27 protein-coding genes and 1 tRNA gene are annotated in these 26,497 nt (G+C 33.6%); 20 read left to right on the forward strand and 8 right to left on the reverse strand.

All coding sequences use genetic code 11. The features are described from left to right. Positions 1 to 237 precede the first annotated feature (237 nt). From ACZ2M0_RS07040 to ACZ2M0_RS07055, 4 genes are read left to right on the forward strand one after another with little or no spacing between them, the layout of a single operon-like run. Positions 238 to 1,248, forward strand: coding sequence for a mannose/fructose/sorbose PTS transporter subunit IIA (locus tag ACZ2M0_RS07040; RefSeq protein ID WP_490058966.1), 1,011 nt, complete (start codon positions 238 to 240; stop codon positions 1,246 to 1,248). Positions 1,249 to 1,265: 17 nt separating this feature from the next. Beyond that, positions 1,266 to 2,075, forward strand: a complete 810-nt coding sequence (locus ACZ2M0_RS07045; RefSeq protein WP_034980532.1) for a PTS mannose/fructose/sorbose transporter subunit IIC — start codon at positions 1,266 to 1,268, stop codon at positions 2,073 to 2,075. 27 nt (positions 2,076 to 2,102) lie between these two features. Continuing rightward, positions 2,103 to 3,017 (forward strand): PTS system mannose/fructose/sorbose family transporter subunit IID, encoded by a 915-nt coding sequence (locus tag ACZ2M0_RS07050; protein WP_199283109.1) that lies wholly within the window; start codon positions 2,103 to 2,105, stop codon positions 3,015 to 3,017. A 6-nt stretch (positions 3,018 to 3,023) separates the two neighbouring features. Further along, positions 3,024 to 3,386, forward strand: a complete 363-nt coding sequence (locus ACZ2M0_RS07055) for a DUF956 family protein (RefSeq protein WP_187159917.1) — start codon at positions 3,024 to 3,026, stop codon at positions 3,384 to 3,386. Positions 3,387 to 3,428: 42 nt separating this feature from the next. Here ACZ2M0_RS07055 and ACZ2M0_RS07060 read toward each other — a convergent pair whose 3' ends face one another. Next, complete coding sequence (locus ACZ2M0_RS07060) at positions 3,429 to 4,118, reverse strand: B3/B4 domain-containing protein (protein WP_490058967.1); 690 nt, start codon at positions 4,116 to 4,118, stop codon at positions 3,429 to 3,431. Positions 4,119 to 4,252: 134 nt separating this feature from the next. Further along, the gene (locus ACZ2M0_RS07065; RefSeq protein ID WP_490058968.1) at positions 4,253 to 5,623 is read right to left on the reverse strand and encodes an amino acid permease; all 1,371 of its coding nucleotides are present in this window, start codon (positions 5,621 to 5,623) and stop codon (positions 4,253 to 4,255) included. A gap of 186 nt (positions 5,624 to 5,809) precedes the next feature. Here ACZ2M0_RS07065 and ACZ2M0_RS07070 point away from each other — a divergent pair, with 186 nt between their 5' ends. Next, entirely contained in the window at positions 5,810 to 6,358 is a 549-nt protein-coding gene (locus ACZ2M0_RS07070) for a GNAT family N-acetyltransferase (protein ID WP_490058969.1), read from the forward strand. Between the two features lie 140 nt (positions 6,359 to 6,498). On the opposite strand, the gene galE is transcribed toward ACZ2M0_RS07070, so the two are convergent. Next, entirely contained in the window at positions 6,499 to 7,491 is a 993-nt protein-coding gene (gene galE, locus ACZ2M0_RS07075; protein WP_490058970.1) for a UDP-glucose 4-epimerase GalE, read from the reverse strand. Positions 7,492 to 7,631: 140 nt separating this feature from the next. Here galE and ACZ2M0_RS07080 point away from each other — a divergent pair, with 140 nt between their 5' ends. Both ACZ2M0_RS07080 and ACZ2M0_RS07085 read left to right on the forward strand, forming a co-directional pair. Then, a complete protein-coding gene (locus tag ACZ2M0_RS07080; RefSeq protein ID WP_490058971.1) occupies positions 7,632 to 8,390 on the forward strand; it encodes an NADPH-dependent oxidoreductase in 759 nt (252 codons plus the stop codon). A 67-nt stretch (positions 8,391 to 8,457) separates the two neighbouring features. Then, positions 8,458 to 8,530, forward strand: a tRNA-Thr gene (locus ACZ2M0_RS07085). A gap of 546 nt (positions 8,531 to 9,076) precedes the next feature. Here ACZ2M0_RS07085 and ACZ2M0_RS07090 read toward each other — a convergent pair. Continuing rightward, positions 9,077 to 9,259, reverse strand: coding sequence for a YlcI/YnfO family protein (locus tag ACZ2M0_RS07090; protein WP_045927578.1), 183 nt, complete (start codon positions 9,257 to 9,259; stop codon positions 9,077 to 9,079). A gap of 237 nt (positions 9,260 to 9,496) precedes the next feature. Here ACZ2M0_RS07090 and ACZ2M0_RS07095 point away from each other — a divergent pair, with 237 nt between their 5' ends. The 9 genes from ACZ2M0_RS07095 (at position 9,497) to ACZ2M0_RS07135 (ending at position 16,152) form a co-directional block, all read left to right on the forward strand. Beyond that, complete coding sequence (locus ACZ2M0_RS07095; protein ID WP_490058972.1) at positions 9,497 to 9,754, forward strand: hypothetical protein; 258 nt, start codon at positions 9,497 to 9,499, stop codon at positions 9,752 to 9,754. Between the two features lie 33 nt (positions 9,755 to 9,787). Then, a complete protein-coding gene (locus ACZ2M0_RS07100; protein ID WP_490058973.1) occupies positions 9,788 to 10,333 on the forward strand; it encodes a hypothetical protein in 546 nt (181 codons plus the stop codon). Positions 10,334 to 10,369: 36 nt separating this feature from the next. Next, positions 10,370 to 10,939, forward strand: coding sequence for a hypothetical protein (locus ACZ2M0_RS07105; RefSeq protein WP_490058974.1), 570 nt, complete (start codon positions 10,370 to 10,372; stop codon positions 10,937 to 10,939). A 73-nt stretch (positions 10,940 to 11,012) separates the two neighbouring features. Further along, entirely contained in the window at positions 11,013 to 11,744 is a 732-nt protein-coding gene (locus ACZ2M0_RS07110; RefSeq protein WP_490058975.1) for a hypothetical protein, read from the forward strand. Between the two features lie 30 nt (positions 11,745 to 11,774). Further along, a complete protein-coding gene (locus ACZ2M0_RS07115) occupies positions 11,775 to 12,929 on the forward strand; it encodes a hypothetical protein (RefSeq protein WP_490058976.1) in 1,155 nt (384 codons plus the stop codon). Positions 12,930 to 13,443: 514 nt separating this feature from the next. Then, on the forward strand, positions 13,444 to 13,728 hold the full coding sequence (locus ACZ2M0_RS07120; RefSeq protein ID WP_294891372.1) for a type II toxin-antitoxin system RelE/ParE family toxin: 285 nt from the start codon (positions 13,444 to 13,446) through the stop codon (positions 13,726 to 13,728). A gap of 16 nt (positions 13,729 to 13,744) precedes the next feature. After that, positions 13,745 to 14,038 carry a HigA family addiction module antitoxin gene (locus ACZ2M0_RS07125; RefSeq protein WP_294891373.1) on the forward strand — a complete coding sequence of 98 codons (294 nt, stop codon included), beginning with the start codon at positions 13,745 to 13,747 and terminating at the stop codon, positions 14,036 to 14,038. A 621-nt stretch (positions 14,039 to 14,659) separates the two neighbouring features. Further along, positions 14,660 to 15,370, forward strand: a complete 711-nt coding sequence (locus tag ACZ2M0_RS07130; protein ID WP_490058977.1) for a uracil-DNA glycosylase family protein — start codon at positions 14,660 to 14,662, stop codon at positions 15,368 to 15,370. Positions 15,371 to 15,408: 38 nt separating this feature from the next. Then, positions 15,409 to 16,152, forward strand: a complete 744-nt coding sequence (locus tag ACZ2M0_RS07135; RefSeq protein ID WP_490058978.1) for a hypothetical protein — start codon at positions 15,409 to 15,411, stop codon at positions 16,150 to 16,152. A 78-nt stretch (positions 16,153 to 16,230) separates the two neighbouring features. Here ACZ2M0_RS07135 and ACZ2M0_RS07140 read toward each other — a convergent pair whose 3' ends face one another. Together ACZ2M0_RS07140 and ACZ2M0_RS07145 are read right to left on the reverse strand one after the other, a co-directional pair. Beyond that, positions 16,231 to 18,222 (reverse strand): ATP-binding protein, encoded by a 1,992-nt coding sequence (locus ACZ2M0_RS07140; protein WP_490058979.1) that lies wholly within the window; start codon positions 18,220 to 18,222, stop codon positions 16,231 to 16,233. Next, positions 18,209 to 19,516, reverse strand: a complete 1,308-nt coding sequence (locus tag ACZ2M0_RS07145) for an SIR2 family protein (RefSeq protein WP_490058980.1) — start codon at positions 19,514 to 19,516, stop codon at positions 18,209 to 18,211. The genes ACZ2M0_RS07140 and ACZ2M0_RS07145 overlap by 14 nt, the downstream gene beginning before the upstream one ends. Before the next feature lie 760 nt (positions 19,517 to 20,276). Here ACZ2M0_RS07145 and ACZ2M0_RS07150 point away from each other — a divergent pair. Both ACZ2M0_RS07150 and ACZ2M0_RS07155 read left to right on the forward strand, forming a co-directional pair. Continuing rightward, positions 20,277 to 20,912, forward strand: a complete 636-nt coding sequence (locus ACZ2M0_RS07150) for an SAV1803-related protein (RefSeq protein ID WP_490058981.1) — start codon at positions 20,277 to 20,279, stop codon at positions 20,910 to 20,912. A gap of 299 nt (positions 20,913 to 21,211) precedes the next feature. Next, a complete protein-coding gene (locus ACZ2M0_RS07155) occupies positions 21,212 to 21,580 on the forward strand; it encodes a BspA family leucine-rich repeat surface protein (RefSeq protein ID WP_490058982.1) in 369 nt (122 codons plus the stop codon). 125 nt (positions 21,581 to 21,705) lie between these two features. On the opposite strand, the gene ACZ2M0_RS07160 is transcribed toward ACZ2M0_RS07155, so the two are convergent. Next, positions 21,706 to 22,470: a MerR family transcriptional regulator gene (locus ACZ2M0_RS07160; protein WP_490058983.1), complete on the reverse strand. Its 765-nt coding sequence runs from the start codon at positions 22,468 to 22,470 to the stop codon at positions 21,706 to 21,708. A gap of 130 nt (positions 22,471 to 22,600) precedes the next feature. Further along, positions 22,601 to 23,563 carry a D-2-hydroxyacid dehydrogenase gene (locus ACZ2M0_RS07165; RefSeq protein WP_490058984.1) on the reverse strand — a complete coding sequence of 321 codons (963 nt, stop codon included), beginning with the start codon at positions 23,561 to 23,563 and terminating at the stop codon, positions 22,601 to 22,603. A gap of 308 nt (positions 23,564 to 23,871) precedes the next feature. On the opposite strand from ACZ2M0_RS07165, the gene ACZ2M0_RS07170 reads away from it, so the two are divergent. Continuing rightward, positions 23,872 to 24,723, forward strand: a complete 852-nt coding sequence (locus tag ACZ2M0_RS07170; RefSeq protein WP_490058985.1) for a zinc ribbon domain-containing protein — start codon at positions 23,872 to 23,874, stop codon at positions 24,721 to 24,723. 14 nt (positions 24,724 to 24,737) lie between these two features. Beyond that, positions 24,738 to 26,138: a zinc ribbon domain-containing protein gene (locus ACZ2M0_RS07175; RefSeq protein WP_490058986.1), complete on the forward strand. Its 1,401-nt coding sequence runs from the start codon at positions 24,738 to 24,740 to the stop codon at positions 26,136 to 26,138. The last annotated feature ends 359 nt before the right edge of the window (positions 26,139 to 26,497 follow it).

The following is a 26,497-nucleotide window of genomic DNA, read 5'->3' on the forward strand; positions in this document are numbered from 1 at the left end:
TTAGCTCAGTTGGTAGAGCGCTTGACTGTTAATCAAGATGTCGTCAGTTCGAGTCTGACAGCCGGAGCGAGCAAAGAAAAGAGGACCAAACGGTCCTCTTTTTTTGCCCTTTCATTAAGCATAAAAGGCTAGTTTAAATATATTAGAAAAATGTTAGGCAATGGTTAGAAAATGTGACACAGAGCTTGTTTCACGGTACAATATTAGCGGATACATTTATCTAAAGGAGGAAATCTCATGGTAGGAATTGTTTTAGCCAGCCATGGTGGATTTGCCGATGGAATTGCGCAGTCTGCGCAAATGCTGTTTGGCGAACAAGACAATTTTGCTCATGTCATTTTGAAGCCCGATGAAGGGCCAGATGATATAAGGAGCAAAATGGAAACAGCAATTGCTTCATTTGAAAATCAAGATGAAGTACTGTTAATAGTTGATTTGTGGGGAGGTACGCCGTTTAATCAAGCTAATACTCTGCTTGAAAAGCACCCTAATTGGGCAGTCGTCACTGGTATGAATTTACCAATGGTTGTTGAAGCACTAACTCAGAGGATGACAAACCCTAACATTACCGCTCATCAAATTGCAACAGCTATTGTTGAGCCAGCAAAAGATGGTATTAAAACCAAGCCGGCAGAATTAATGCCAAAGGTAACTGCAGGTACAAAACCGCAGCCACAAACAGCATCTTCAGCTAAAAAGAAGGCTATCCCTGAAGGTACAGTTGTTGGTGATGGTCACATTAAATTTGTTTTAGCTCGGATCGATTCTCGATTACTACACGGCCAAGTGGCTACTGGTTGGATACCAACTATGCACCCAGACCGGGTTATCGTAGTTTCAGATAGTGTAGCTAAAGACGAAATGCGTAAAAGCATGATTCGTGAAGCTGCACCTGCAGGTGTTAAAGCGCACACTGTACCTTTGAACAAGTTAGTTGAGATAGCTAAAGATCCCCGTTTTGGTAACACACACGCCTTACTACTTTTTGAAAACCCAGAAGATGTTTTAAAGGTGATCAAAGCAGGTGTTGACATTAAGACAGTCAATGTTGGCTCAATGTCCTATAAAGTTGGCGATGTCAATGCTAACAATGTATTGTCTATGAATCAAGAGGATGTTGATACTTTCCACGAACTTGAAAAAATGGGAGTCAAGTATGACGTGCGGAAAGTTCCAACTGATAAAGAAGGCAATATGGAAGCTATTTTAAATAAGGCTCAAAGTTTGCTTGACGAACAAAACAAGTAAGAGAATAGGAGTAAAAAATGAACGCTATTCAAATGATTTTAGTTGTCATAGTTGCCTTTCTTGCAGGTATGGAAGGCATCTTAGACCAATGGGAATTTCACCAACCACTGGTCGCTTGTACATTAATTGGCCTAGTAACCGGAAATCTGGTTTTGGGCGTTATCTTAGGTGGATATTTACAAATGATTGCCTTGGGTTGGGCTAATATTGGTGCAGCTGTTGCACCTGATGCCGCCTTGGCTTCAGTAGCTTCGGCTATTATTTTGGTGCAAAGTGGTCAAGGAACAAAGGGCATTGGTATGGCTACGGGTATTGCTATGCCTTTAGCCGTTGCCGGACTCTTTTTGACTATGATCGTGCGGACAATTTCTACTGGTATTGTCCACATTATGGACGCTGATGCCAAAAAAGGTAATTGGCGTAAAATTAATATGTGGCAGTGGATTGACGTTTGTCTGCAAGGATTAAGAATTGCCATTCCAGCTGCATTGCTGTTAGCTATTCCAGCTTCGACTGTTAAATATTGGCTAGGTTTGATGCCAGCATGGCTCAGTGATGGTATGTCAATCGGTGGTGCCATGGTTGTTGCCGTTGGTTACGCAATGGTAATCAACATGATGGCCAGCCGCGAAGTTTGGCCGTTCTTTGCCATCGGTTTTGCCTTGGCGGCTATTAAAGACTTAACTTTGATTGCCTTAGGTGCCATTGGTTTGGCGATGGCTCTTATGTACTTAGCTTTAGAGTCAAAAGGTGGCAATAACGGCAGTTCAAGTTCTGATAATGAAGGTACCGGCGATCCACTCGGCGATATCATAGATGACTATTAAAGTGATATTTAAGAGGAGGATTTTACAATGGCTGATAAAAAAATAAAATTAACTAAAGCCGACCGCTTCAAAGTTATGTGGCACTCACAATTTTTGCAAGCTTCATGGAACTACGAAAGAATGCAGAATGGTGGGTACGCATATTCACTTATTCCTGCTTTGAGAAAACTTTATCCTAAAAAAGACGATATGGCTGCAGCTTTGCAGAGACACCTGGTCTTCTTTAACGTTCACCCTTACTTAGTATCGCCAATTCTCGGTGTTACTTTAGCTTTGGAAGAGGATAAGGCTAACGGAGCTAAAGTTGAAGATGAAGCTATTCAAGGTGTTAAGGTCGGAATGATGGGACCTTTAGCAGGCGTCGGTGACCCTGTATTCTGGTATACTGTACGGCCAATTGTTGGCGCTCTGGGTGCCTCAATGGCCATTCAAGGCAACATTTTAGGACCAATTTTGTTCTTCGTTATTTGGAACGTAATTAGATTGGCCTTCATGTGGTACACACAGGAATTTGGCTACAAGGCTGGTTCTGCGATTACTAATGACATGTCTGGTGGTTTATTGCAAAAGGTAACCCGTGGAGCTTCCATGATGGGTATGTTTGTTTTAGGTTCCCTGATTGAACGCTGGGTCAACATTAAGTTCACTCCGATTGTCTCAAAGACACCTGTCCAAAAGGGTGGCTACATTGATTGGGGTTCACTTCCAGCCGGTGCTAAAGGTATTCAACAAGCTTTAATTGATCAGGCAAATGGCTTATCTCTTACTAAGTTTAAAGTAACTACTTTGCAAAACAATTTGGATAGTTTAATCCCTGGCTTAGCCGGGCTACTCTTGACATTCCTTTGCATGTGGCTGCTAAAGAAGAAAGTTTCACCAATTGTGATTATTATTGCTATCTTCATTGTTGGTGTTGTTCTGCACGTTCTGAATGTGCTTTAATTCAAAATGGTTGAATCAAGTAACACTAAAGTTGATTTAACGGCAAATGCGACTTGGTTTCGCGCATTGTCGACATACGGTAAAGTAATGGTCGGAGATAAGGCGTTTGAATTTTATAATGACCGCAATATCTCTGACTATGTCCAGATTCCGTGGCAAGAAGTTACCTATGTGGTGGCGGACGTCTATTTCCACGGTCGTTATATCCCTCGTTTTGAAATTCGCACCCGTGCAAACGGAAAATTTATTTTTACAACACGAAATAATAAAAAGACTTTGCGCGCTATTCGTAATTATGTGCCTGCTAATCGCATGCGGCAAGCTTTGGGATTGTGGCAAAAAATCAAAAGAAGAATAAGACATAATTAAAAAAGTTCCTAGACAAAAATAATTGTCTAGGAATTTTTTTACTTAATTCTTGGTTTTAATACTTATTTCTCCGACAACACCTAATTCATCAGCAACTTTCTGTTGTAAAGCTTGAATTGCTTGATCAGCTCGTTCTTTTTGATCATCAGTTACTGCTTCCATGATTAAAATCGCATTAGTAGTATCTTCGGTCAACATGGTTCTCTTGCCGTCGCGCCAGTTAAGTGAACGGCACACTGCACCACTACCATCATAATAAATCACTTCACCTGCTCTAGGAGGATCGCTTTTTTCAGTACCAAGTGGGTAAAAGTCTTCATTTCCTGTTGCTACACCCAGGTGCATTTGGCCGGCAATTTGATCAAGATCTTCACCACCGCAAGGAACGGCATATTCTAAAGAAACGCTGTTATAAATATCAACTAAAGGGTTAATAGGATTAAAAGTCTTGCCCTGAGAAACTCGCTTCAAAAGAGCCTCAATCGAAGACCGTGCACCTTTTTTCTTTTTAAATTTGCTCAGAACCTCGCGCCATTCGTTAATTACAGAATTATCTTTAAACTCTTTTGCAGTTAAATACTGCTTGGCTTCTGTTTCTGCTTGATTGAGCATAATTTGATATTTGTTCGCATTATCAGGGATGTGATTATTCAAGTCATTAACTACTAGTGTGTAAATTTTTGCTTGGGGAAAAATAGACCAAAAAGTATTATCAACGGTTAATTTCTGCATGAGTTACCTCCAAAAATAAAAGCACCTACTAAACTCTACTAAGACCTAAAGAGTTTGGTAAGTGCTGTCGCCCGGTGGTGATATTTCTTAATTTTTTAAATTTTAATATAAAAAACCAGCAAATGCAAATATAATTAAGACTTCTTTTCTTCGTGCCAAATTTTAGATACGATTGACAAAACTATAAAGATTAACAGTGCAGAAATCATTGATACTCTGTTTTCAGGTAAGATTAACAACAATATGATCATTAAAATAAAAAAGATCAGTGTTATGTAGTCCCAAAAAGGAAAACCTGGCATTTTAAAATCTGTTAATTCTTGTGCTGGCGTTTTTTTGCGGTAGGCAATATGAGTTAAAAGCATCAAGCACCAGATAATTAAAAACATACTGGTGGAAGTAGAAGAAATAAAATTAAATGCCTCATTGCCGATAACGATGATGACAAAAGGTGCTAAGGCCATTAAGCAAGCTGATAAGGTCAAAGCATTCTGTGGCAATTGTCTTCTCAGATGACCAAACGTCTGGTTAAATTTGCCCTTACCGTTAAAAGTAACAGAAAATAGCAATCTGCCTGCACTGTAAAGAATACTATTGGTTGAAGAAACGGCTGCTGAAATAACCACGAAATTAATGATTGAGCCAGCATTGCGGATGCCAGTTGCCGCTAGGGTCTGCACAAACGGACTAGAATTAGTAGCCACTTTATTCCAGGGAATCACTACTAAAATAGCAATAATGGCCAGCACATAGAATAAAATGATACGCATTGGGACCTCATTAATAGCCTTTCTAATTGTTACTTTGGGGTTTTGCGCTTCGGCAGCAGTTAATCCGACTAATTCAACGCCAACAAAGCTAAAGATAACCATTTGAAAACCAGAGAAAAAGCCGGTGCCGCCTTTAGCAAAAAAGCCACCATGTGTGGATAGGTTAGCAAGAGTAACGGGTCCAAAAGAGGTCTTGCCACCAGTTATTAACAAGTAGGCCACTAAAATCACGAAGGCAATAACGGTCACAATTTTAATTATGGCAAAACTAAACTCCAGATTGCCAAAAAGCCGGGCAGAAAGCAAATTGATAAATAAGAGAATTGCGATGGTGACTAAGCCAGGTACCCACGTAGGCAAATCGGGAAACCAGTATTGAAAATATATTCCCAAGGCTGTCATTTCCGCCATACCCAAGGTAACCCAACTAATCCAGTAGAGATAGCCTGAGATGAATCCGGTGTTTTTACCCAAGTATTTTTTAATGAAATCAATATAGGTATGCTTGGATAAATCTGAAATTATGAGCTCACCTAAAGCTCGCATTAGTAGAAACAAGAAAATACCGACAATGGCATAAATTAAAATGACGCTGGGACCGGCTCGTCTAATGCTGTTGCCTACACCTAGAAATAAACCAGTACCAATTGTCCCACCCAGGGCAATCAATTGAATATGCGCGTTTGTCAAGGTTCGTTCGTAGCCAGAACCGTTATTTTCCTCTTCTTCGCTCATTAAATCACTCCAAATACTTAAAAATTAGTTACATTATTAAATTATAGCATTATACAAAAGCGTATGTTTTTAACTAAACCAAAATTTGAACAAATTGTAAATTTTGTTATGTTAAAAAGGGCTTTATTTGAAGACAAATTGTAGTATCATATATTTTATTAAAAATAAATTAAGGAGGAAGATTTAATGTTTACCATTGGCCAATTTACTGTTAATAACTTGGAGATTAGTTTGGTATTACCGGAAGTCAGTCATGCGGAAGCTTTATACGAAATTATTGTCCATGACCGTGATCAGCTGGCACATTTTTTACCTTGGGCAGGTAAGATAGCGAGTGTCGAAGATGAAGTTGATTTTATTAAGGCAATGCGAGTTGACACCGCTAATTATAAGAAACTGGTACTAGTTGTTCTTGTCAATGGCAAACCAGCGGGAATGGTTGACCTGCACAATATTAAGTTAAAAAATGAAAGCGGCGAAATTGGCTATTGGCTGGGGCAAAAATATCAGGGTAACGGAATCATGACTCAGGCCGTTAAAAAGTTAGTAGACGTATCATTCAACCAGTTTGGATTACACAGTATTAAATTACTGGCAGATCATAATAATAAAGCTAGTAGAGCCATTGCTGAAAGACTGCACTTTGAACATGTGGCCAGGCTTAAAGATGAAGTTAAGTATCACGGTAAGTTCTGTGATATGGAGTTATATATCGTATTTAACCCTAAAAATTAGTCAAAAAGAGTCTGGGGAAAAACTCTAACTTAACTAAAAAGGCTGACAAATCACGTCAATAAAACGTTGATTTGTCAGTCTTTTTAAATTGTGAAATTTTTTAATTTAACTTCAAAGAGCACTTTTTTCCCAGACTATTGTTATTTGTCTGCATATCCTTGAGGATGAGTTTGGTGCCACTTCCATGCACTTGTCATCATATCCTCAGCGCTCTCGTGTTGTGGCTCCCAGCCTAAAATAGTTCTGGCTTTAGCTGAATCGGCAACTAAGCTGTCAGGATCACCTGCACGGCGTGGTCCCATAGTATATGGAATTTCAATATTGGTAACTTTACGAGCCGCTTGTAGTATCTCTAAGTTGGAATAACCATGAGCAGTCCCGAGGTTGAACACATCAGATTTATTAGTTGTAACTAAGTGCTTTAATGCTAATAGGTGCGCGTCAATTAGATCTTCGATTTGAACGTAATCTCTGACATTAGTGCCATCTTTAGTGTCGTAGTCATTACCAAAAATAGTAAATTTACCATCGCTACTGACAGCACTTTTTAAAATATTAGGAATTAAATGCGTTTCCGGAGAGTGATCTTCTCCAATTGACCCATCACTTGCAGCACCAGCAACGTTGAAATAGCGCAGTGCAATTGATTTGATACCATCAGCTTTATCTGCCCAGTGCATAATTTTTTCCATCATTACTTTGGTTTCGCCATAAGGACTGATCGGATTAAGTGGTGAATCTTCAGTAATTGGCAATTTCTTAGGGATGCCGTATGTGGCAGCGCTAGAAGAAAAGACGAGGTATTTTACATCGGCATCTTTCATGGCCTCCAGGAGTGCGATCATACCTGAAACGTTATTATCATAGTATTTCAGTGGGTTTTGTACAGATTCAGGCACTAAAGAATATGCAGCAAAGTGCATAACTGCCTCAATTTTTTCTTGACGCAATATTTGACTGACTAAAAACTTGTTTTCAATATCTCCTTGGTAAAACTTGGCTTTAGAGTTGACTGCCTTTCTGTGTCCAGTGTACAAAGCGTCAAGGACAACAACATCATTATTTTGTTCAATTAATTTCTTTACAGCTACCGAGCCAATATACCCAGCACCGCCGATAACTAAAACGCGCATAAATTCCTCCAATTATTATATGGTAATGATCTTCTGTCTAAATTTTAGCACAGTCTGTTAATTTAAAAGACAATTATTGACAGTAAAATCATTTTGCAATACAGTTACTTTTAGTAAGATAGTTAGAAAGAAGTATCAAAATGATTCATAATTCCACAATTAACCAACAAATTAATCATCGTTCTATCAGAAAATTTAAAGATCAAACACTAACTGCAGAACAATTAAATACTTTGTACACCGTTTTTCAACATACAGCGACCAGCATGTTTATGCAAAATGCGACAATGCTTCATATTACTGATGAAAGTAAAAGGGCAAAAATCAGGGAATTGTGCGGCCAAAAATATGTTGGTGCTGAAGGAGATTTGTTTATTTTTATAGTTGATTTATACCGCAACCAACAAATTCGCCGCCAATTAGGTAAAGATGACGGACGTGTTCATACCACGGATATTTTCTTTCAGGGGATGGATGACACATTACTTGCTTGGCAAAATGTGGCTAATGCTGTTGAAAGTATGAATTTAGGTTATGTGCCACTTGGCACAATTAATGATCACCCGTTAAAAATGTTGGAAGTGCTAGACTTGCCTAAGCTGACATTTCCAGCGTTAGGGATGCAAGTGGGTATTCCTGACCAAGAACCGCAATTAAAGCCACGCTTGCCACTAGCATTTACAACTTTTGAAAATGAGTATCCGCGTGATTTTAAAGTGGCAGACTTGAAAGAATATGACCAAGTCGTTACCACTTACTATGACTTGCGGGATGCTAATAGACGTATTGATTCTTTTACCAAGCAAATAACTGGTGACAAGTTAAACGATAAGAGAATTGACCGTGACGAGTTGCCAGAATTGTTGCACAAACAAGAGCTTTGCCTAGATTGGAAATAAAATAAAAGTCGCGCATTCGATTGCACGACTTTTTTTGTTTTGGTATAATTTAAACGTTGTGAAAGTTGCTGATTTAGCTCAGTTGGTAGAGCGTTTCCCTCGTAAAGAAAAGGTCGCCAGTTCGATTCTGGCAATCAGCATTCAGAAGAATAAAATTGGTAAAATAACCTTGATATATCAGCGTTTTCTGTTGGTAAGTTAAGGTTATTTTTTGTTTATTAAAGATAATTATGCACACAAAACGGAACACGATTTTAGCTGTGTTCCGAGCAAAAACTTTTCGGTAGGCACTATGGCTGATATAACGGTATTTGTAACTACTTTTTTGTGTTCCCAAATTATTTTAGTTAGATTATTAAACAAATCATATCACCATTATTGTTTAACATTTTAAACAGTCTATTATTTGAAAAAATATGAGCATGTACAAATATTATTACTAGCTCTCAACAAAATTATAAATATAGTATCTAAAGTGGATAAAAACTAAAATAAAAATTAAAACAGTGCCTTAGCTAGCAATGAGAAAGCCATAAGACACTGCTTTAATATACGATCAGCTAATATGAATAGTATTTATGTGGCAGTAACTAATTAATAAGTAACAAATAAAAATTATATTTTGCAATATATTTAATATTGCAAAATATAATGTAAAATGTAAAATAGAACTATAGGAAATTCAGTTATTTCTTCTTGGATGTATCTTCTAGATTACTAAGAGCGTATTCACATGCTTGAATAACGAAACTAGAAAAAGTAACGTCTTTTCCTTCAATTGCTTCTTCTATTTGTTTAATAAGACTCAATGGAAAACGAATCGTCTTATTTTCAGTTTCTTTTCGATTTGATCTAATTTGAAATGCCAATTTGTTCACCTCCTGTCTGGAATAATTGTAAGGAGTAATCCATAATAAATATGCATTGCATAAAGCAAGACAAATCAGCGACTACTAGTTAAGGGAGGTGAATTACTAAGTAATATTAAATGAATAATATGTTTATCGTATTAAGAAAAAATATACAGAAATATAATTTGTGAAAAAGAGAATATTATTACCTAGTTTGTTCACTAGTAAGTTTTAGAGTACTAGAGGAGAAAAATGATGACGAATTTTGATGTAGAACTATATGCGAGCCAAGTGGACCTTACTTTGGAAAGTGGTGACAATAAGGTAATCGTTATTCGCGGAGCTAGCGGTACTAAAATATATAAGGATGTAAAGAAGGTTACTGGACAAAAAAATTTCTGGTCAGACGATAAAATTGTGTTTGAGTATTCTGGCTGGAACGGCTTTGAAGAAATAGACTTAACACCAGATACTATCATGAATGGTGTCAAGGTATCAGATTTTTTGGAATAGGATTTTCATATAAAAGAATAAAAGGAGAAAACTATGAAATTAAAAAAAGCCATATTGGCATTAGTTGCAAGTTTAAGTTTAGTTGCAAGTGCTGGCAGTATTAGTACAAGTCAAGTACAAACAGTCCATGCAGCAAAAATTAAGTATGAATCGAATATGGACACGCCTAAATTTATGCGTGGTAAATGGTATTATGCTGGTGAAAAAAAGCCAGGGAACAAGTATACAAAATCCGTTTCGTCAGTCATTGGATGGGGTCAAGGAATATTTGAGGTTGAAAAAAATGTTGCTAAATGGAAAAAATTAGGTAAAAACAAATATAAATTAACAAACCAAGAGCATAACAAGGACGGAAGTAAGAGTTCGTTCATGGGCGGAACGTTTGAGCTTAAAAAAGCAAGCATTAAAAATAAGAAATATAAAGTTTTAATTCTATATAGGGACGACTTTGGTGAACGTGAGAATATTTCCTATACTCCAATGTTTAATCGCAGAATTAGTAAAAAAGATGCTAGAAAATTAGTGAAAAAGTGTCATTTAAGTAAATTTGAATTGAAATATGTGTTGAAAAGTATTTAAAAATTCAAAGGTTTTCTAGTGTAAAGGAGCAAGGCAATGAAAATAAAAAAGGTTTTAATAACGCTAGTGGCTAGTGTGGGCTTAATTGCCACTGTTGCAACTGTTAATAAGAATGAAGAGCAAACAGTTAAAGCTGACGGACAATATCAGGATCCACCTAAAGCACTTAGAGGTAAATGGTATGACTTAAATAAACACGACTCAAATTATTTCTATATATTAGGCACTAAAAAAAGTATTCATGCTGGTGAGGCATACTCTGATACTCTTTATGAGAATAGTAGGGAAGATTCCAAAAATGAATGCATTAAAACTGAATATAAGAAATTGGGTAAGAATAATTACGATTTGATTCAAACAATACAGAATAAGAAATCAAAGAAAATTGTAAAAGATGTTAATAATGAAAAAGTTAAGAACATTTCTTACAAAGGAAAAAAGTATCGTGTTTTGTTAATTGGTTATCGCCATCCAGGTAGAACAGTAAAGCGCTATTGGGGTTTATTTAGCAAGAACACGTCAAAAAATATCGGCAAGGCTTTATTAAAGAAATGTCACTTAAGTAAAAAGGTTTTGAAGAAAACAATTAAAGAATCTATTCAGTAGATTTTTAATAAGGTGATAAATAGGGACTCTTTGCGGGTCCTTATTTTAGTTAATTACAGGGAGGTAAAAGCTAATGAAAAGTATTAAGAAATTGATAATGCTAACTATTGCGTGTTCGACGTTAATAACGCCCGTAGTTGCTACTGAGCAAGTTGTTTCTGCTGAAATTCTTTCTAAAAGAGCACAAAAAGAATTTGACATGGGTAATATAGCTGATACTGTATCGAATAAGCTGGGCGACTACGGTGACGACTTAGATTATAGAATGCACCAAGGGAAAAAAGTAACCGCTAAACAAAAAAGAAAAACTGATAAACTCATCAAAGCATATTACAAAATAGTAGTTAAAACATATCCTAAGATGAATAAATTAGGTACGAATGCCTATGGTCTGGTTAACAGTGCTATCGATTCTATCAAACTTTGTAAAAAAATATGTACATGGTCTAAAGCTTCAAAGTATTTAAAAACTTTAAAAAAATATCAAAAGGAAATCAACAAAGCTAGAAAAGCGGAAATTGCGAATAATTCTCCTAAGGTAAAACTTTTTGCCGGCTTGGATTATCAATCTTCATTAACTAAACATCAACAAAAAATCTTCAAAAAGAAGAATCTGTATTTAAGAGAAGATGATTTAAAAAAGTTGGCAGACTTTGAGCACATCAAGATTCCAGCAGATGTTAAGGTTGCGGATATTACATATGAGTATGCATTTTCAAATTTTAGTGGTATAGAATATAAACTTTCGAATGATCAAACAATCACTAAAGATATTGATGGAGGTATGGAATTTAATTGGACGTAGAAAGTGTTTATCTTTATGGGAGAACTAAACATGAAAATTAATAAAAAATTTTTGCAAGTGCTGTTTGCATGCACAATTACAATAATGCCACTGCTTGGTTGCACAAAAATAACCTCTGTCGCATATGCTGCGAAAATTGTAATTGATCCAGTAGAAAAACCTCTAGAAAAAATGAGTAAGCTCCGAAACGATCTCGATGACCATTGCCTTGAATTAAGTAGTTCTAAAGTCAGTAGTAAAAAGAAGCAAAAATATAATAAACTTTTAAAATCATTCTATGACACGGCTGCAAAAGCTTGCAATATATCTGATTTAAACTCGCAGGTTAAAGCAGCTATAAATGATGGAATTGAGCAATTAGACAGTGAAAAAGATTCTCTTAAGAAAGTTAAAGGTCTTAAAATTTCAAAATATCTCACGGCTCTTAAGAAATTGAAACAAAGAATTAATGCGGCTCAAAGAACAGTACGTGAAGATAATTCCAAGTATGTTGCAGGAACTGAAAACTTTGTTTATGATAAAGACCGGGCTAAGAACATTAATGATAAAAATTTGTACTTACGTGTAAATGATTTGAAAAAATTGCATATTCCTGAGGATGCATATATAACAGCAGAAACTTATTACTTTAACGAAGTACACTATACTTTATCTAATCAGCAAAAAGTAACCAAAAAAGCTGATGGCAGTTTAGATCTTAAAACTATTCATACTGAAACTGCTGCAGAATTAGAAAAGAAAAAATTAGCAAAACAAATTAAACAATATTACAATACCACTGTCAAAAAAGGAGAAAAATACTCAACCTATAATAAAAAGTCGATCAATAAGGCTATTAAACTCTATCAAAAAGCAGATAAATATTTAGCAAGTTTTAGTACAAAAACTAATGTTAAAAAATATCGTAAATCACTCAAAAATAAAATTGGGATATTAAAAGCCGATAAAGCCGACTCTTGGCGAATGAGTAAAAAACGAATTAAAATTTCTCAAAAGACTTTACGTAAACTTGGTGTTCCAAAAAATGCCAAAGTAAAGAGAAGCTATAATAATGGGGATCTAGCTAGTGTATATGGCGAACCTGATCATGGGCATAGCACTTTTTATGAATTTTATAAAGGTAAAAAACATGTTGCTACCGTTGTTACTTATGCTGATGGTTATAGCTCTTCTATGTTTCCATAGTGACAAGCATAAACCAGCCCAGAACTAGCTTTGCAACAGGCCCCTTGGGGTTGCATTTTATGCTCTAAGTTAGTATTTTTATTTCTCGCTATTTAGATTGCGGTGTAATAGTGAGCTTTCTATATAAGGAAAATAATGATGAAAATTTTAAACGGCAAAGATTTATGCCAATATTTTAATTAATCAGGATCCAGAAGATTTTATTAATGGCTTAATGATGTCACAGAAAAGTAACCTTACCAAACTTGATAGTTTTATCGATTTTGGCAATCAGTATAAATTGAATTTTAGATAATCAAAACCTTTCAAATAAGTTCTAGCATGACAGTATTTGAAAGGTTTTTATATCTAAATTATATTGACTAGATTTCGATAATTAAGTAAAAGATTTGCTGTAATCTAAAAAATTGCGTATATAAAGTTAGAATAAAAACTGTTTCAATTATTAAATTTTACCTACGTAAATGACATGTACACAAAGAACATGTATAATTAATAGATATAGGAATTAAGAATGATATGTAATTTCGCAGATAAAGAGACTGAGAAGATATATAATGGGAACTTTTCCAAAAAATTGCCAGAGTCAATACAACGAATAGCTTTACGCAAATTGATGATGATAGATGCAGCTAATAATTTAAATGATTTAAGAGTGCCACCTGCTAATCATCTTGAACGCTTGAGCGGTAATAGAGCCGGACAGTATAGTATTAGAATTAATAAAGAATATCGAATCTGCTTTTTTGTTAAGAAGCAAAGTATTTTTACAAATGTAGAAATTGTTGATTATCACTAATTGAGAGGTTAATAAAATGAGTAAAATTCCAACACCCACAATTGGAGAAATATTAAAAGAAGAATTTATGAAGCCACTACAAATTTCAGCATATAAGCTAGCAAAATTAATAGGTGTGCCAACTTCAAGAATTCAAAATATATTGCACGACAGAATTGGAATAACAGTAGATACTTCTATTAGATTAGGAAGAATATTTGGAATGAGTGACAAATATTTTCTAAATTTGCAGGAAGATATAGATTTTCGTAATGCTAAGATAAAAAAGGGTAAAGAGTACGATCAAATTAAAAAGTATCAATCTGCTTAATCAAGAAAACGATTTTTAATATTTTTTCGTAAAAAGATTCATCAATACATATAGATATGCTTAAAAGTAAAAGATCATTCATGACTTGATTGAAGTTAATGAATGGTCTTTTTCTGGTTCCATAATTTATCCTGTTGATGCCCCAACTGTGTGCTAAGCTGTTAACAGTTTAGACGAGATAACTGAAAGTAACAGGTGAAATTACAAAGTATTTCCCTGTTATGCCAAAAGAAGGTTTTCTAGATTAATATCACTTACTTTAAAAAAATTAATTGAGTAAAAAGAAAGTCGGAGTGAGTTAGCATTGACTTCTATGAGAATTATTTCCAGAATTGTCTCAACTTTAGTATCTTACCAAACCTTATTAATAACGAATATAACCAATAGAGCGGCATTAATTTTCACTGACTCTAACATACTTTTAACTTTTGATAAAAAACAAAAACCATTGGTAAGAGTTCATTACATCTCAGTGTTGGTTATGGGCTTAGAACTTAGTCCAAAAACGTATGATCAATCCTTTATTTTATTGAAATTCTTAAAAAAAATTAGCATTGCTACGAACATATGTACTATAATTTGCTCATAGGTTTTTGTAACTTGATAGGATAGCTGGCATTTATGAAACAAAAACAAACTTTTTCAGATAAAGTTTTTCAATTTGATCAGGAATTAGGTAATGTAAAAATTTATTTACCCGCTCCATATAAATTAATTAATCCTTATAGTAGCAGAAACAAAAAGCAAGTTTTGCAAATGGTCCAAATTTTCTATCAGAAGTATTTCAATGACAACAACAAGCGTTGTTTAATATTAGGTAGTTCACCGGCAAGAAGAGGTTCAGCTATAATAGGAGTTCCTTTTGAAGATGCTTCCAATCTCCAAAAAGAAACAGGAATCTCAATAGCAAATTTTCATATCAGTAATGCCTCTTCTAATTTTTTGACAAAAGTCATAGATAAATATGGTGGAAGGAACAAATTTTATCATGATTTTTATCTCAATTTTGTTTGTCCCTTGGGTATTTGCAAGACCAATTCCAAAGGTAACCAGATAAATTGCAATTATTATGAAAACAAGCGAGTTGAAGAAATACTAACTTCTTTTATAATTTCCGCGCTTAAAACGCAAATTAACTTCGGAATTGATACTTCTGTTTGTTACTGCATAGGCAGTGGTCAAAATTATCAAGAACTAAGCAAAATTAATAAAAAGTGGCGCTTTTTTCAAAAACTAGTTCCGCTTGAGCATCCTCGTTTTATTACACAATATCATCCTCAAGAAAAAGAGAAATATTTGCATAAATACCTGGATGCTTTGATGTATAAATAATAAGCGTTAGTTTAAAAAATAAGTGAGGTCAGCAATTTATGTCAGATGTAATTCTTAAAAAAGCAAGAAAAATTTATCAAATGTACCAAAATGGCGATTTAGGTGATACTACTTTACCTGAAGATAGCAATCCGCACCTAGATTCAAGTACCAATGAAAATGCGCTCTATTTTACATTGCCTATGGCTTTAAATTACCAGAGAAATTCCTATACTTTGTGGGAAAGTGCCTTGAAGACATATGAAGATCCCGAAACTAGTTTCGTTTTTCTACCGGAAAAAGTTATTACTGCTGGGTATGAATCAGTACAAAAAGCTTTGACTAAGTATCGGCTTGCTTTGCAAAAGAACAAGCAAACAGATATTTGGCTTAAATTATGTCAAACGTTTATAGAGCTTTCTGATGGTAGTGTTATTAAATTCGCTAACGACTTGGATAATGATGTGAATAAAATAAGGCAATTTATGCAAAAAGATGCCAAGAAAAAGTTTCCGTACTTGTCTGGTAATAAGCTTTGTAACTATTGGCTCTATGTCCTCAGTAAATACACTGCAATTCCCTTAAAAAACACTAATAATATTTATATTGCTGCAGACAGGCATGTAATCAGAGCAAGTTACAAATTAGGCTTAATTACTAAAGAACAAATGGAAAGTTCTAAAGTGCAAGCCTATGTGATTCATGCTTGGGCAAAAGAACTGCAGGGCACTGAATTTATGCCAACCGACTTGCAAAATCCATTGTGGTTGTGGAGCCGGAATGATTTTAAAGATTGGGATTGATTAATCGGGAAAGAAAATAATTTAATAATGAATGCTTTTAGTCCCTTGAAAAATATTATGTAGCATTTTGAGATTAAATTAAGATTTATCCTTTGGTGTGTTCCAGACTTTATCAAGTTCAGCATTTTCACTTTTAGGTGCCATTTGATCATCAAGTTGATCTATCTTTACCATAATAGGCAATTGAAAACTAGTTCCAGTAAAAATTGCACATCCCGGTGCTAATGTTGGTATTGCTGACTGTGAAACTCTGTCTAAGGAATTTAATGTGTTACTTAACATATTTAAATCGTTCTGATTCACTAAACGATGAATAATAAAATTATGCATTTGGGAAACAATAGTTGCAGAAATATCAGCAGGTCTCTGGCTAGCAATAGTTAAATAAAATCCGAATTTTCTTCCTTCCTTAATGATTTCTTCAAAAACATCTAGTCGGTAATCTCTCCACTTGTCATCTTCCCTATTATTATTTGCTGAAAGTATATTATGTGCTTCATCTATGACAAAATGTATGGTTCTATTAATCTTTTCAGAATTTCCAATTAATCGTTTCTGTTTTTGATAAATATATTTTGCAACTAATAAAGGAATAATGTCTTTAGTGTCTCGATTGGCATTACGCAAAGAGATGACAGTACAAAAGCTTTTAGTTATGTTATCATCATAATCATCATTATTAATTTTAATTACCTTATCAAACATGTCAGCTTTTGATTCAATACGGGTAAGTAATGGGTTAATATAATCAAACTGTGTGTCACCATAACTTAATTTATAAATCATTTCTAGATGCACTAAGGCCGACAGCAATTTTAGTGGACTATTTTTCCAGTTTTCTTGGTCAATAATTTTAGATTTTTTTAGTTCTTTTTCTATTATAGTGAGAAATTCTTTACTATCTTTCATCGAATTAAAGTAAAAGTCAAAGGAGGTATGTTGACCATTATTGATGGATTTATAATTATTAATGTGGTCAATATATTCGAATTGATGATTTGTACTAAGATAGTCTTGATGATCTATATCACATTCATAATAATATGATTTGGCTTGACTATGCCATGACGAGTTTAACCAGTGTGCTAGCATAGATTTTTCTGATGATTGCTTATCGTAATTGGGATTAATATCATTTAAAACAATTTTTAGTAAACTTAGTGTCTTTTCATTTTGATAAGTTCCAAAAAAGACTTGTCTAAAAGCAGTTTTAATAAATTCAAGCATTTTATCAGTACTTATTTTTGAATCTTGGGGACTATAATAATTTAATGTCGCTCTTAAAAATGGTTCTTGAGTTTGTTTAGTGGCTGAAAACAATATTGCTAACATTTCTGGATCCCAAAATTCAGCATTAGGCAAACTGATTCTGTCTTTTCCGTTTTTAGTAGATGTGTCTAGGTAAATAATGTCCTTTTCATTAGTGAGTGCATTTTCTCTAGTATATTCGCCATTGAAATCTAAAAAGATAAAATTTGAATTATCTATTTTCCATTTCTCATTTTTTGCTTTACTGAATAACGCAGAGTAAAGCTTGGCTAAAGTATTTGACTTGCCACTCCCAGTATTGCCAAAAATTGCAAAATGAGTATTAAAAAAATTCATCCAATCAATTGAATAATCTATTCCCTCAGGTATTGTTTTACCAATTGTAAGAGGGGACTTGATTTTTTTGGAATTTCCAGTTAAAACCTGAAATATTTCTTCCGATTTTAAAAGAGTAACTTCTGCAAATATTTGTGGAAATATCGTAATTCCAAAATAGAATTTATCTTCTTTAAAAGCCCCAACAATGGAAATATCCACTTCGCGAATAAATCTGTTAGGCGTAAATTCTTGCCTATTTGGATCTTTCTCAAGATCATGAAGATATTCATGCTCAACCTTTCCCACCAATTTATACGGTCCACGTCGAATACCTACATATTCACCTATACCTACTCCTCTGTAACTATCTCCATTTTTATAATAGGTTAGATCATTACTATTGGAAAGCATTCTTGCTTTTACTTTAACTCCAGTTATTTCAATAATAAAACCTACACATGTCTCTTCTTCAATTGTGTTCATTAATATCATTCTTTCCAGATAAAAAATCATTTAAAACATCAAAATCCCCATTTTTATATTCTATATTTTCATTTGCTAAATCTTTATCTTTAGATTCACTCTCTTCTTTTAAAAAAGAGACATTTCCATAACCAGTAAATATTTCTTTAACATTTAGTTCATCTTTTTGACTATAAGGAACAACAAAAACTTGTAATGTCGGATTGGTTAAACATCTTTTAAGAATGTCGTTTATATGCTTATCCTTAAAAGAAAAGCCAAAAACGATTAATACTGAATTAGGCTTTTGTAATTCTTCTTCAAAAGCACGGAATAGTTGATAATATTGCTCTTCAAAAACGGTCTCTTTAAATTTTGTCTTAGTAGGATTTACTACTAATAATGCGTCGTAAATTTCTTTAAATTTACGTAAATCTTTTCTGAGTTTCTTTTTTAACAATGTATTTGAATTTGTTGCAGACTTAATTTCAGTTTTCTTTAGGTTATTAAGTAAGCATTCAAAGTTAATTAATATCTCTTCTTCTATAATTTTTTTGATTGCTTCTTCAGACTCATTGCTACTTCTAGGATTTTTAAGGTTTGTATAAAAAATGTTTATTTCTTGATAAACTTTTTTATAAAAAGACTTATTATCTTTATCTTTTGCCTTCGTTAGACTGTCTAATACTGGATTAGTATTTGAGGAAATAATAATGTCATCTTTATCAACTGTTTTTTTATTCCAAGAAAGCGATCCATGCATCTTATATAAGTTAATTGAAGGAATTTCTCTTCGGTAAGTATCCATTGAACCGCTGTGACTGATATTAAAAAAGTAATTCTCATAACTTACCTCTCGCGTAAAAAACCCACGTGATCCATCATTGAAATAAGCTAAAGGATGCATATGAGCTATTTGATCGAAAGCTAGTTCAAAAAAGGTATCATAGTTAGTCGTAAAAATGTTTGCTCTTTTTGGTCGTTCAAATCCAGTATTATTTAATAAAGTAATGATATTTTTAATGAAAATTTTATAATTTTTAAGAGTTTCTGTTACTCCTTCATCTCGTATAGTGTAGGCGGTTATTAGCCCATTTTTTACAGACATTGAAAAGAAAATAAATTTTAAAAGTGCTGCTGCAATGTCATCATTCTCATACTTATTAAATAGGTCCTCTATACTTGGTATATTTTTCGCCCCATTATCATTATGAGATATAGTTTTTAAACTTGAACTACTTGCACCTGCACCAATTAAAAAATTCAAATTTTTCCCATCTATTGAATCTAAAAAATTTTTATTTAACTTTTCCATTTCACATTTTCCTCTTTCCATCGACTTTTAAATTGTTAGATAATATTTAATTCATTATTATATATAAAACAAGTATTATCAATAATTTAATTGATATTTTAATAGTTAAATTAGGGAAACTTTTATCACGAATTTATAAAACATTTTTTATACTATACAAAATAACAATTTTCTGGTGTCATAGAAATAAAATTTAATTAATTTTGAGATTGATGATTCTAAAAGTAAACTAGATAAATATAAATTAATGGAATCAATTTAAATGGAAGTACTAATTAAAAGTTTGTAGAAGATTGTTATAAAGCGTTTTTAAATCTATTATTAATTGATAAATTTAATATGATGTATTGTGATACTTATTTAAGGTAACAAATTTTCCTTGTGATTAGTTTTTTTGTTTTAGGTATTCTAAAAGACTTATGCTAATTGTTAATTAAACCTGGTAAATCATTATTACTTAACCAATATTACATTTTGAGTATTGTAGCTATTTATTGCTTCTAAAATAAGCATTTTTTGCTAATATTAAACTTCTAGTTATCATTATTTTTTAAAAGACGATTTTAGTATTAAATGTTAGGTTCTTTTTGAAATATTAGTTAATTCCTCCAATAGTATGAGAGTATGAATTCTCCCCTAATGAACTAAAAAATCTTGATTAATATAATTAAAATGTATAGCGAATTATTTGTATTGTAAAAAAGTTTGAAATGCTTACATTTTATAATATAATATATTCAAGTATATTTATGAAATATAATTGGATGGTAAGAATAAAATGAATGAGAATAATAGTGGTAAAAAATTTGATATTAAAAAAATTTTTTGTATTTTGAAGTGTAATTCTTTTACATATTGCGATTTAGTAAAATGTCTTAAATATAAGTACGAATTGATTACTGACCCTTACTTTAAAGAAGATTCATACAAGAATTATTTTTCTAGAAAAAACAAAAAAATAAAACATCAAAAATATGAACAGTCTAAAAACGGGTTATATGTACATCACGTTGCAGAGAATATGTTTCAAAATTTAGGTAAAGAAAAGGCAATTGCTGATAATCCTTGCTTAAGCTGTCTTCCAGATCATGGATTCAGGTACCAAATGCCTGATCAACTTGTTTATTGTAATTTGGTTGAACATGCTCTATTACATTTATTTATTATGATAAATAATCCCAATTATTATGAGGGTTATGAGTCATTAAATGGAAAGATCAAAAAATGGTATATAGATGACATAGGTGAAAATAAGCTTAAACCAAATGAAAGATGTTTTTATAATGCGTCAAAAATTAGTAAAGAAGAAGCTCAAACTTTAGAAAAAGAGTTTTGTGAGTTTATAAATCGTAAAGAGCAAAATAAAACTGTTTGCCAGTGCAACTATCCTAAATAGCTGAGTAACTAGTAAATCTAAAAAATAAGATTTTATTTAGCATTCCATTTATGAAAATAAAAAACCACTACTTCATAATTCTCTGGGAGTCGTAATGACCTTATTAATAGTAAAAATTGCCTTAATACATATCACGGCATTGTTTCTCTATTCTAGATCTGGCTTGCTAATAGTAAAGCAATAAATGATGACAGTAATCTCTAGTAAATTAGTCTGTGTTGTAATGGTTCAAAGATAATAGTAGCACTCCAACTTGTTCCACCGTTAATAATGTTAAGAAACATATCTTTCAAAAAACTGTGTTTAAACCTTTTAATATTGAACATATTAGTATTGATAGCAACATTGCTTTATCTGATGACAGCTCTTATTTATTTGCCAGGTTGTATAATTTACAGGATATTACTGGCCTTGATAAGGTAGATACGGGTAAAACTGAATATGTGGATCATATGTTTTTTAAGGATAAAAAACTGACTCAGCTTGACTTAAGTAGTTGGGACGCAAGTTCTTTTTATTATGAAATGGAAAATATGTTTTCAAGTGATACATCTTTGACTGAAATTAATCTGACAGGCTGGGGAATTAAACTATCTGATAATATCTTTAATGGTCTGGATACCACAAAAGTAAAAATTATTGGTTTTGATGATGAAGATGACGATTAAATCACAGATAAAGTTGATGTAATAATATAAAATCTTTTTAAACAAAAAACCTTTCAATCAGTTCTTAACGAATCTGCATTTGAAAGGTTTTATTTTGGAACTAACTTTATATAGATTAAAGATGCCTACGCATAGTAGTCAATGATTGCTTTCAATATTTTCGCAGTGTTAGGGTTGCCTGTGGCTTCTTCATAATATTTGCTAAAACGTGGGTCACACACATACATTTGGGCAAGATTCTTGTGCGCCTCTGCCGAATATTGGCCTTTAGGCCATATTGTCAATAAATATTCTTTATGTAAGTCGAAAAGGTGCTTGGCAGCATCTTGTTTGACACCAGCAGTATTATCAAAGTTCTTTAGTTCAGTTAAAATTTCAGCACTCAGTTTTTTGAAATGTGATAATTCATCTGCAGATAAAGAATTGAACTTTTCATTACTAAGATCTATTTGAGCGTCACCATATTTTTTCCTAATTTCCCTACCGTATTGTTTTTCATTTTTGTTAATCATTTCTTTTTTTAATGTGGCAAATTTTTCCGTGTCAGTCATTTGTGTTTCTCCCTTCATTGTTGCAAGTGTCTTGTCTAAATTCCTAATCAAATCATCTAGATATTGTTGTTGCGCAACTAATTTGCTGCGTTGATTTCGTAAAACTTGATATTGGGTTTTCGGTGAAGACTGCATCACCTGTTTTATTTGTTCCAGTGGCAAGTCAAATAGCTTTAAAAATAGAATTTTCTGCAATTGATCAACTTCGCTTTCCTCATAATAGCGATAATTGTTTTCAGGATTCCTGCGCGCTTTTAAAAGCCCTTGTTTATCGTAATAGCGTAAAGTTCGTGTTGAAATGCCAGCTAGTTTTGCTAGTTCATTGATAGAATACGACATGTTTAAAATCTCCTCACTTGCAAAATTAAGTATATTGGTTGACGCAGCGTCAAGGTCAAGCACGGAAAATGATTTTGAGAATAAAAAAGCCAGTAACTCAATCAAGATTACTGGCTTTTGCTTATGATATTTAATTTACGACATTTAATTTTTCACCATTTAGAAATGCCTGCAGATTTTCAACGACAATTCCAAGCAAACGATTGCGGGTTTCGCGTGGCGCCCAGGCAATATGAGGGGTAATGTAACAGTTCTTAGCAGAAAGAAGTGGACTGTCAGCAGGAATTGGCTCTTTTTGTGCAACATCAATTCCAGCTGCAGCAATCTTGCCTTCATTTAAAGCATCGGCGACGTCTTTTTCATTAATTAAACCGCCGCGAGCGGTATTAATTAAAATGACGCCATCTTTCATTTGACTAATTGCTTCTTGGTTAATCATTTCTGTAGTTGCCGGTGTTTGCGGCACGTGTAAACTTACAATATCTGCTTGTTGATAAAGTTGATCAAGTTCAACCTGCTTGACGTAATCAGGTAAGTCGGATTTGGGCCGATGGTTCCAAAAAATTATATTCATAGAAAAAGCATGACCGATTTCTGCCACTTTTTTAGCTATGTGACCGAAACCAATAAGTCCTAACGTTTTACCTTTCAATTCCATTAGCGGTTTTGCCCAAAAAGTAAAATCAGGGTTGCTGCTCCAGCGACCTTCATGGACTAATTTGTTATGTAAGCCAACTCGACTGGTAATTTCAAGTAGCAATGCAAAAGTAAATTGCGCTACGGCATCAGTACCATAAGTAGGGATGTTAGTAACAGGGATGCCAGCTTCACGAGCTGCTATTGTATCGACAATATTGTAACCGGTAGCAGTCACGCCAATATATTTGATGTTGGGCGCAGTCTGAAGGACTTTTTCGTCAAGGGACGTTTTGTTAGTTAAAACAATTTCAGCATCCCCAATCCGCTTTAAAATTTCATCATCATCGTCCACTGGAGTACGATCGTAAAAGGTGCATTCACCTAGTTTTTTAAGAGGTGACCAGTCTAAGTCTCCTGGGTTTAGAGCATAACTATCTAAATTAACAATTTTCATAATTTAACCTCACATACAATATATCTATACCTTATAGTTTACTACATATTACCGGCGTAACTATATATTATAAGATTGCAGTAAGATGGTGATTAAAAGAGTATTTGACAGTGTTTATAAATAATTTTAAAATTACTCTGTATTATGCATTTTAGTAATATCTTACTATTACTAACAATGAACAAATTTAATAGTTGGAGTATGTTATTTTTTATAGATTTTATGCCATGCAATAATCTATAAATAGTGGTATAAAATTAAAGTAGTAAATAAATATATAAAATAGTGGAATTAAGAAGGAGTTATCAATGAAAAAATGTCCTCAATGTGGCGCCTTAATGGGAAAAGACGTCAATTTTTGTACGTCTTGCGGTTATGATTTGCACAATGTTAGTGTACAAAAAGTAGAAGAGGCACCTGCTAACCCAGTTGAAAATACTGCCCAAGTAGAGCCAAAAAAGACTGAACCTCAGCCTCCAGCTGCCAGTGAGCCAGTTAATTACGGAGATCAATTTCAAAATTACTGGCAATGGTGTGTTGATTCCTGGCGCAATCCAGGTACTAGTAGTCCTAATGTGGCAAGTTGGTATGGTTGGTTGACCATTTTGATTGAAGATGCCTTTGTGGTGTTGGGTCTATATTATTGTGCCAATACTATTGTTAGTACTTTGATTAACTGGGCCAACCGCATGGGAGCCAACATTAATGGCTGGGAGAATTTTCATGTTCCCTTTAACATTATGCTCGAAATATTTGTGGTGCTGGTGATATTTGAAGTAATAGTCATTGGCGGCTTTTATGCTGGTTATCGGTATGTCTATGACAGAAACCTGAGCTTTTTTGAGTTTATTAATCGTGGTGCCCATGCCTGCAACTTCAATCTGCTTATTTCTGCCGCATTCTTTTTACTAATGCTTTTAGGATTAAATAGCATTAAATTCATGATTGCCGTATTTATCATAATGCTAGCTTTATTCTTTGCAAGCCAGCATATTATATTATTTGGCGATCAGGGAGCAGTGCATGATAAGATTTTTGGCTTCTTAATTGCTTTTGCCATTATCTTTGTATGTCTGATGATTTTAGATTCAATTATTTATAGTTCCATGGTCCATTCAATCATCAATCAAATTATGTCAATGCAAAATGGTTCAATGTAGATAGAGTGAAGGAAATGAATGATAAAAAATTTTGTCCTAATTGTGGTAAAGAAGTAAAACCGAATGCGGAATTTTGCCCTAACTGTGGTCAAAAATTGCCTCAGACGCTGCATAGTAGAAAAGAATATCGTAGTCAGCAGAAAAATACTGCAGCGCAGCCAGTTGTCAATCAGTCACAAGCTGCTGCGAAGTCAGTTCATCAGCCCATGAAAAAAAGAAATAAGGTCTTGCTGATCTGCTTGGGAGTTTTGGTTGTCGCATTTGCAGCATTCTATGCTTGGGGTTCTAATCATTATCAAAGAAATAATCAGATTAATCAAATTGCAGCCAGTTTGAAAAATCCTCATTCTGATTTAGCCCAATTCGTAGTTTCTGAAAATCCTAATGCTCGTGTGACAACGGCAGCTCTAAAGCCAACTCAGGAATATTATGCGGAACATTACGTTGAAGCAGATAAAATGGCTGATGCTTTTAAATACGGTAATGAATATGAAAATGTCAGCTTGGTTCAAAGCGGCCGTTACTTACTTTTATTCCCCAAATATTGTTTGCAATTAAAGACTTATACACCGCAGATTAGAACTAATCACGCCAATTCTACTATTTATGTCAACAATAAAAAATTTGGTGGTGTTGACGGAAGTGGTGAGGACTATTATAAAAAAATTGCTCCTTTATTTCCGGGTAAATACCACATTGAAGTAAAATCAGTTGCGTCTGGCCACCAGTTGTCTGCCGATAAAAGCACCACTATTTTTTCTAATAAAGAAATTAACATGAATATTAAAACTGTTAATTTCATGATTAAAAGTATCCCTTCTGCCACGATTTACATTAATGATAAAAAAGTAGGCAATCTTGATAGAAGGGGAACGAAAGTGTTTAAAGATTACCCTGTAACTGATGATATGAAGATCTATGTGGTTACTAAAGTTGATGGTAAATCTATCAAATCAGAGTCTGTTGATTATGACGATATGGGCTTTGAAGATGACGATGATAGCAGCAGTAATGTCATTAAACCCGAATGGCCTGGCTTAATTAGTAAAGATGACGCTGAAGAGCTTTTAGAAAATGACTTTACATCTCCAGACGAGGATGACTTTGTTGGTGGAGCAGAAAATAAAGGTTATCAGGAACTTCATTCTCAAAATACTGGTTTTGATAAGGATGACGATATTAATGAATATAATATGGAATGTTCTGTAGTTTCGATTACTCCAGCGCCAAATAACTGTAGCAGCGTAACTTACAAGATTACTTACACTTTCGAACATGATGATTTTGAACATAAGCAAGTGATGTTATACACTGGCGGTCTTTTCAAACAGACTGGTGACGACGATGACAGCAGTCAAAAGATTAAGTCAATTGGCAACGGCAAAATAATTAGTGATAAAAAATACGATAATTAATATTGTTGGTAAAAGTAAATTTTTAAAAGCACCTCCAAATTTGAAAAAATTTGGAGGTTTTTTTATGTCTTAAAACGCAAACTATACAAGTTCTCAGAGGGAGTGTGGTCATGTAGGATTCATATAGACTTATTAATTTTCTGCGATAAAGTTACTGAATCATATTCAATCTGTACAAAATTGCAATGATTTTAAATTAGTGAGTGTTACAGAAATAATCAAGTATTTGACGGCATTTTTAAAGCAAGCGAAATTTAAAGCAAGCGGGGGCTATTTAGTTTTAGCTTTTTGACATTCTCAATTTTCAAGACTGCTAAATTAGTTTTTTTACGGGTTTTAGCAGTCTTTTTTATTTTGAC

It is taken from the genome of Lactobacillus sp. VURO6/B1 (VP7), assembly GCF_058139575.1.

What these genes read in the sequence shown, in the direction of transcription:
- ACZ2M0_RS07040 (WP_490058966.1), top strand. Translation starts at nt 238, where the DNA reads ATGGTAGGAATTGTTTTAGCCAGCCATGGTGGATTTGCCGATGGAATT.
- ACZ2M0_RS07045 (WP_034980532.1), top strand. Translation starts at nt 1,266, where the DNA reads ATGAACGCTATTCAAATGATTTTAGTTGTCATAGTTGCCTTTCTTGCA.
- ACZ2M0_RS07050 (WP_199283109.1), top strand. Translation starts at nt 2,103, where the DNA reads ATGGCTGATAAAAAAATAAAATTAACTAAAGCCGACCGCTTCAAAGTT.
- ACZ2M0_RS07055 (WP_187159917.1), top strand. Translation starts at nt 3,024, where the DNA reads ATGGTTGAATCAAGTAACACTAAAGTTGATTTAACGGCAAATGCGACT.
- ACZ2M0_RS07060 (WP_490058967.1), bottom strand. Translation starts at nt 4,118, where the DNA reads ATGCAGAAATTAACCGTTGATAATACTTTTTGGTCTATTTTTCCCCAA.
- ACZ2M0_RS07065 (WP_490058968.1), bottom strand. Translation starts at nt 5,623, where the DNA reads ATGAGCGAAGAAGAGGAAAATAACGGTTCTGGCTACGAACGAACCTTG.
- ACZ2M0_RS07070 (WP_490058969.1), top strand. Translation starts at nt 5,810, where the DNA reads ATGTTTACCATTGGCCAATTTACTGTTAATAACTTGGAGATTAGTTTG.
- galE (WP_490058970.1), bottom strand. Translation starts at nt 7,491, where the DNA reads ATGCGCGTTTTAGTTATCGGCGGTGCTGGGTATATTGGCTCGGTAGCT.
- ACZ2M0_RS07080 (WP_490058971.1), top strand. Translation starts at nt 7,632, where the DNA reads ATGATTCATAATTCCACAATTAACCAACAAATTAATCATCGTTCTATC.
- ACZ2M0_RS07095 (WP_490058972.1), top strand. Translation starts at nt 9,497, where the DNA reads ATGACGAATTTTGATGTAGAACTATATGCGAGCCAAGTGGACCTTACT.
- ACZ2M0_RS07100 (WP_490058973.1), top strand. Translation starts at nt 9,788, where the DNA reads ATGAAATTAAAAAAAGCCATATTGGCATTAGTTGCAAGTTTAAGTTTA.
- ACZ2M0_RS07105 (WP_490058974.1), top strand. Translation starts at nt 10,370, where the DNA reads ATGAAAATAAAAAAGGTTTTAATAACGCTAGTGGCTAGTGTGGGCTTA.
- ACZ2M0_RS07110 (WP_490058975.1), top strand. Translation starts at nt 11,013, where the DNA reads ATGAAAAGTATTAAGAAATTGATAATGCTAACTATTGCGTGTTCGACG.
- ACZ2M0_RS07115 (WP_490058976.1), top strand. Translation starts at nt 11,775, where the DNA reads ATGAAAATTAATAAAAAATTTTTGCAAGTGCTGTTTGCATGCACAATT.
- ACZ2M0_RS07120 (WP_294891372.1), top strand. Translation starts at nt 13,444, where the DNA reads ATGATATGTAATTTCGCAGATAAAGAGACTGAGAAGATATATAATGGG.
- ACZ2M0_RS07125 (WP_294891373.1), top strand. Translation starts at nt 13,745, where the DNA reads ATGAGTAAAATTCCAACACCCACAATTGGAGAAATATTAAAAGAAGAA.
- ACZ2M0_RS07130 (WP_490058977.1), top strand. Translation starts at nt 14,660, where the DNA reads ATGAAACAAAAACAAACTTTTTCAGATAAAGTTTTTCAATTTGATCAG.
- ACZ2M0_RS07135 (WP_490058978.1), top strand. Translation starts at nt 15,409, where the DNA reads ATGTCAGATGTAATTCTTAAAAAAGCAAGAAAAATTTATCAAATGTAC.
- ACZ2M0_RS07140 (WP_490058979.1), bottom strand. Translation starts at nt 18,222, where the DNA reads ATGAACACAATTGAAGAAGAGACATGTGTAGGTTTTATTATTGAAATA.
- ACZ2M0_RS07145 (WP_490058980.1), bottom strand. Translation starts at nt 19,516, where the DNA reads ATGGAAAAGTTAAATAAAAATTTTTTAGATTCAATAGATGGGAAAAAT.
- ACZ2M0_RS07160 (WP_490058983.1), bottom strand. Translation starts at nt 22,470, where the DNA reads ATGTCGTATTCTATCAATGAACTAGCAAAACTAGCTGGCATTTCAACA.
- ACZ2M0_RS07165 (WP_490058984.1), bottom strand. Translation starts at nt 23,563, where the DNA reads ATGAAAATTGTTAATTTAGATAGTTATGCTCTAAACCCAGGAGACTTA.
- ACZ2M0_RS07170 (WP_490058985.1), top strand. Translation starts at nt 23,872, where the DNA reads ATGAAAAAATGTCCTCAATGTGGCGCCTTAATGGGAAAAGACGTCAAT.
- ACZ2M0_RS07175 (WP_490058986.1), top strand. Translation starts at nt 24,738, where the DNA reads ATGAATGATAAAAAATTTTGTCCTAATTGTGGTAAAGAAGTAAAACCG.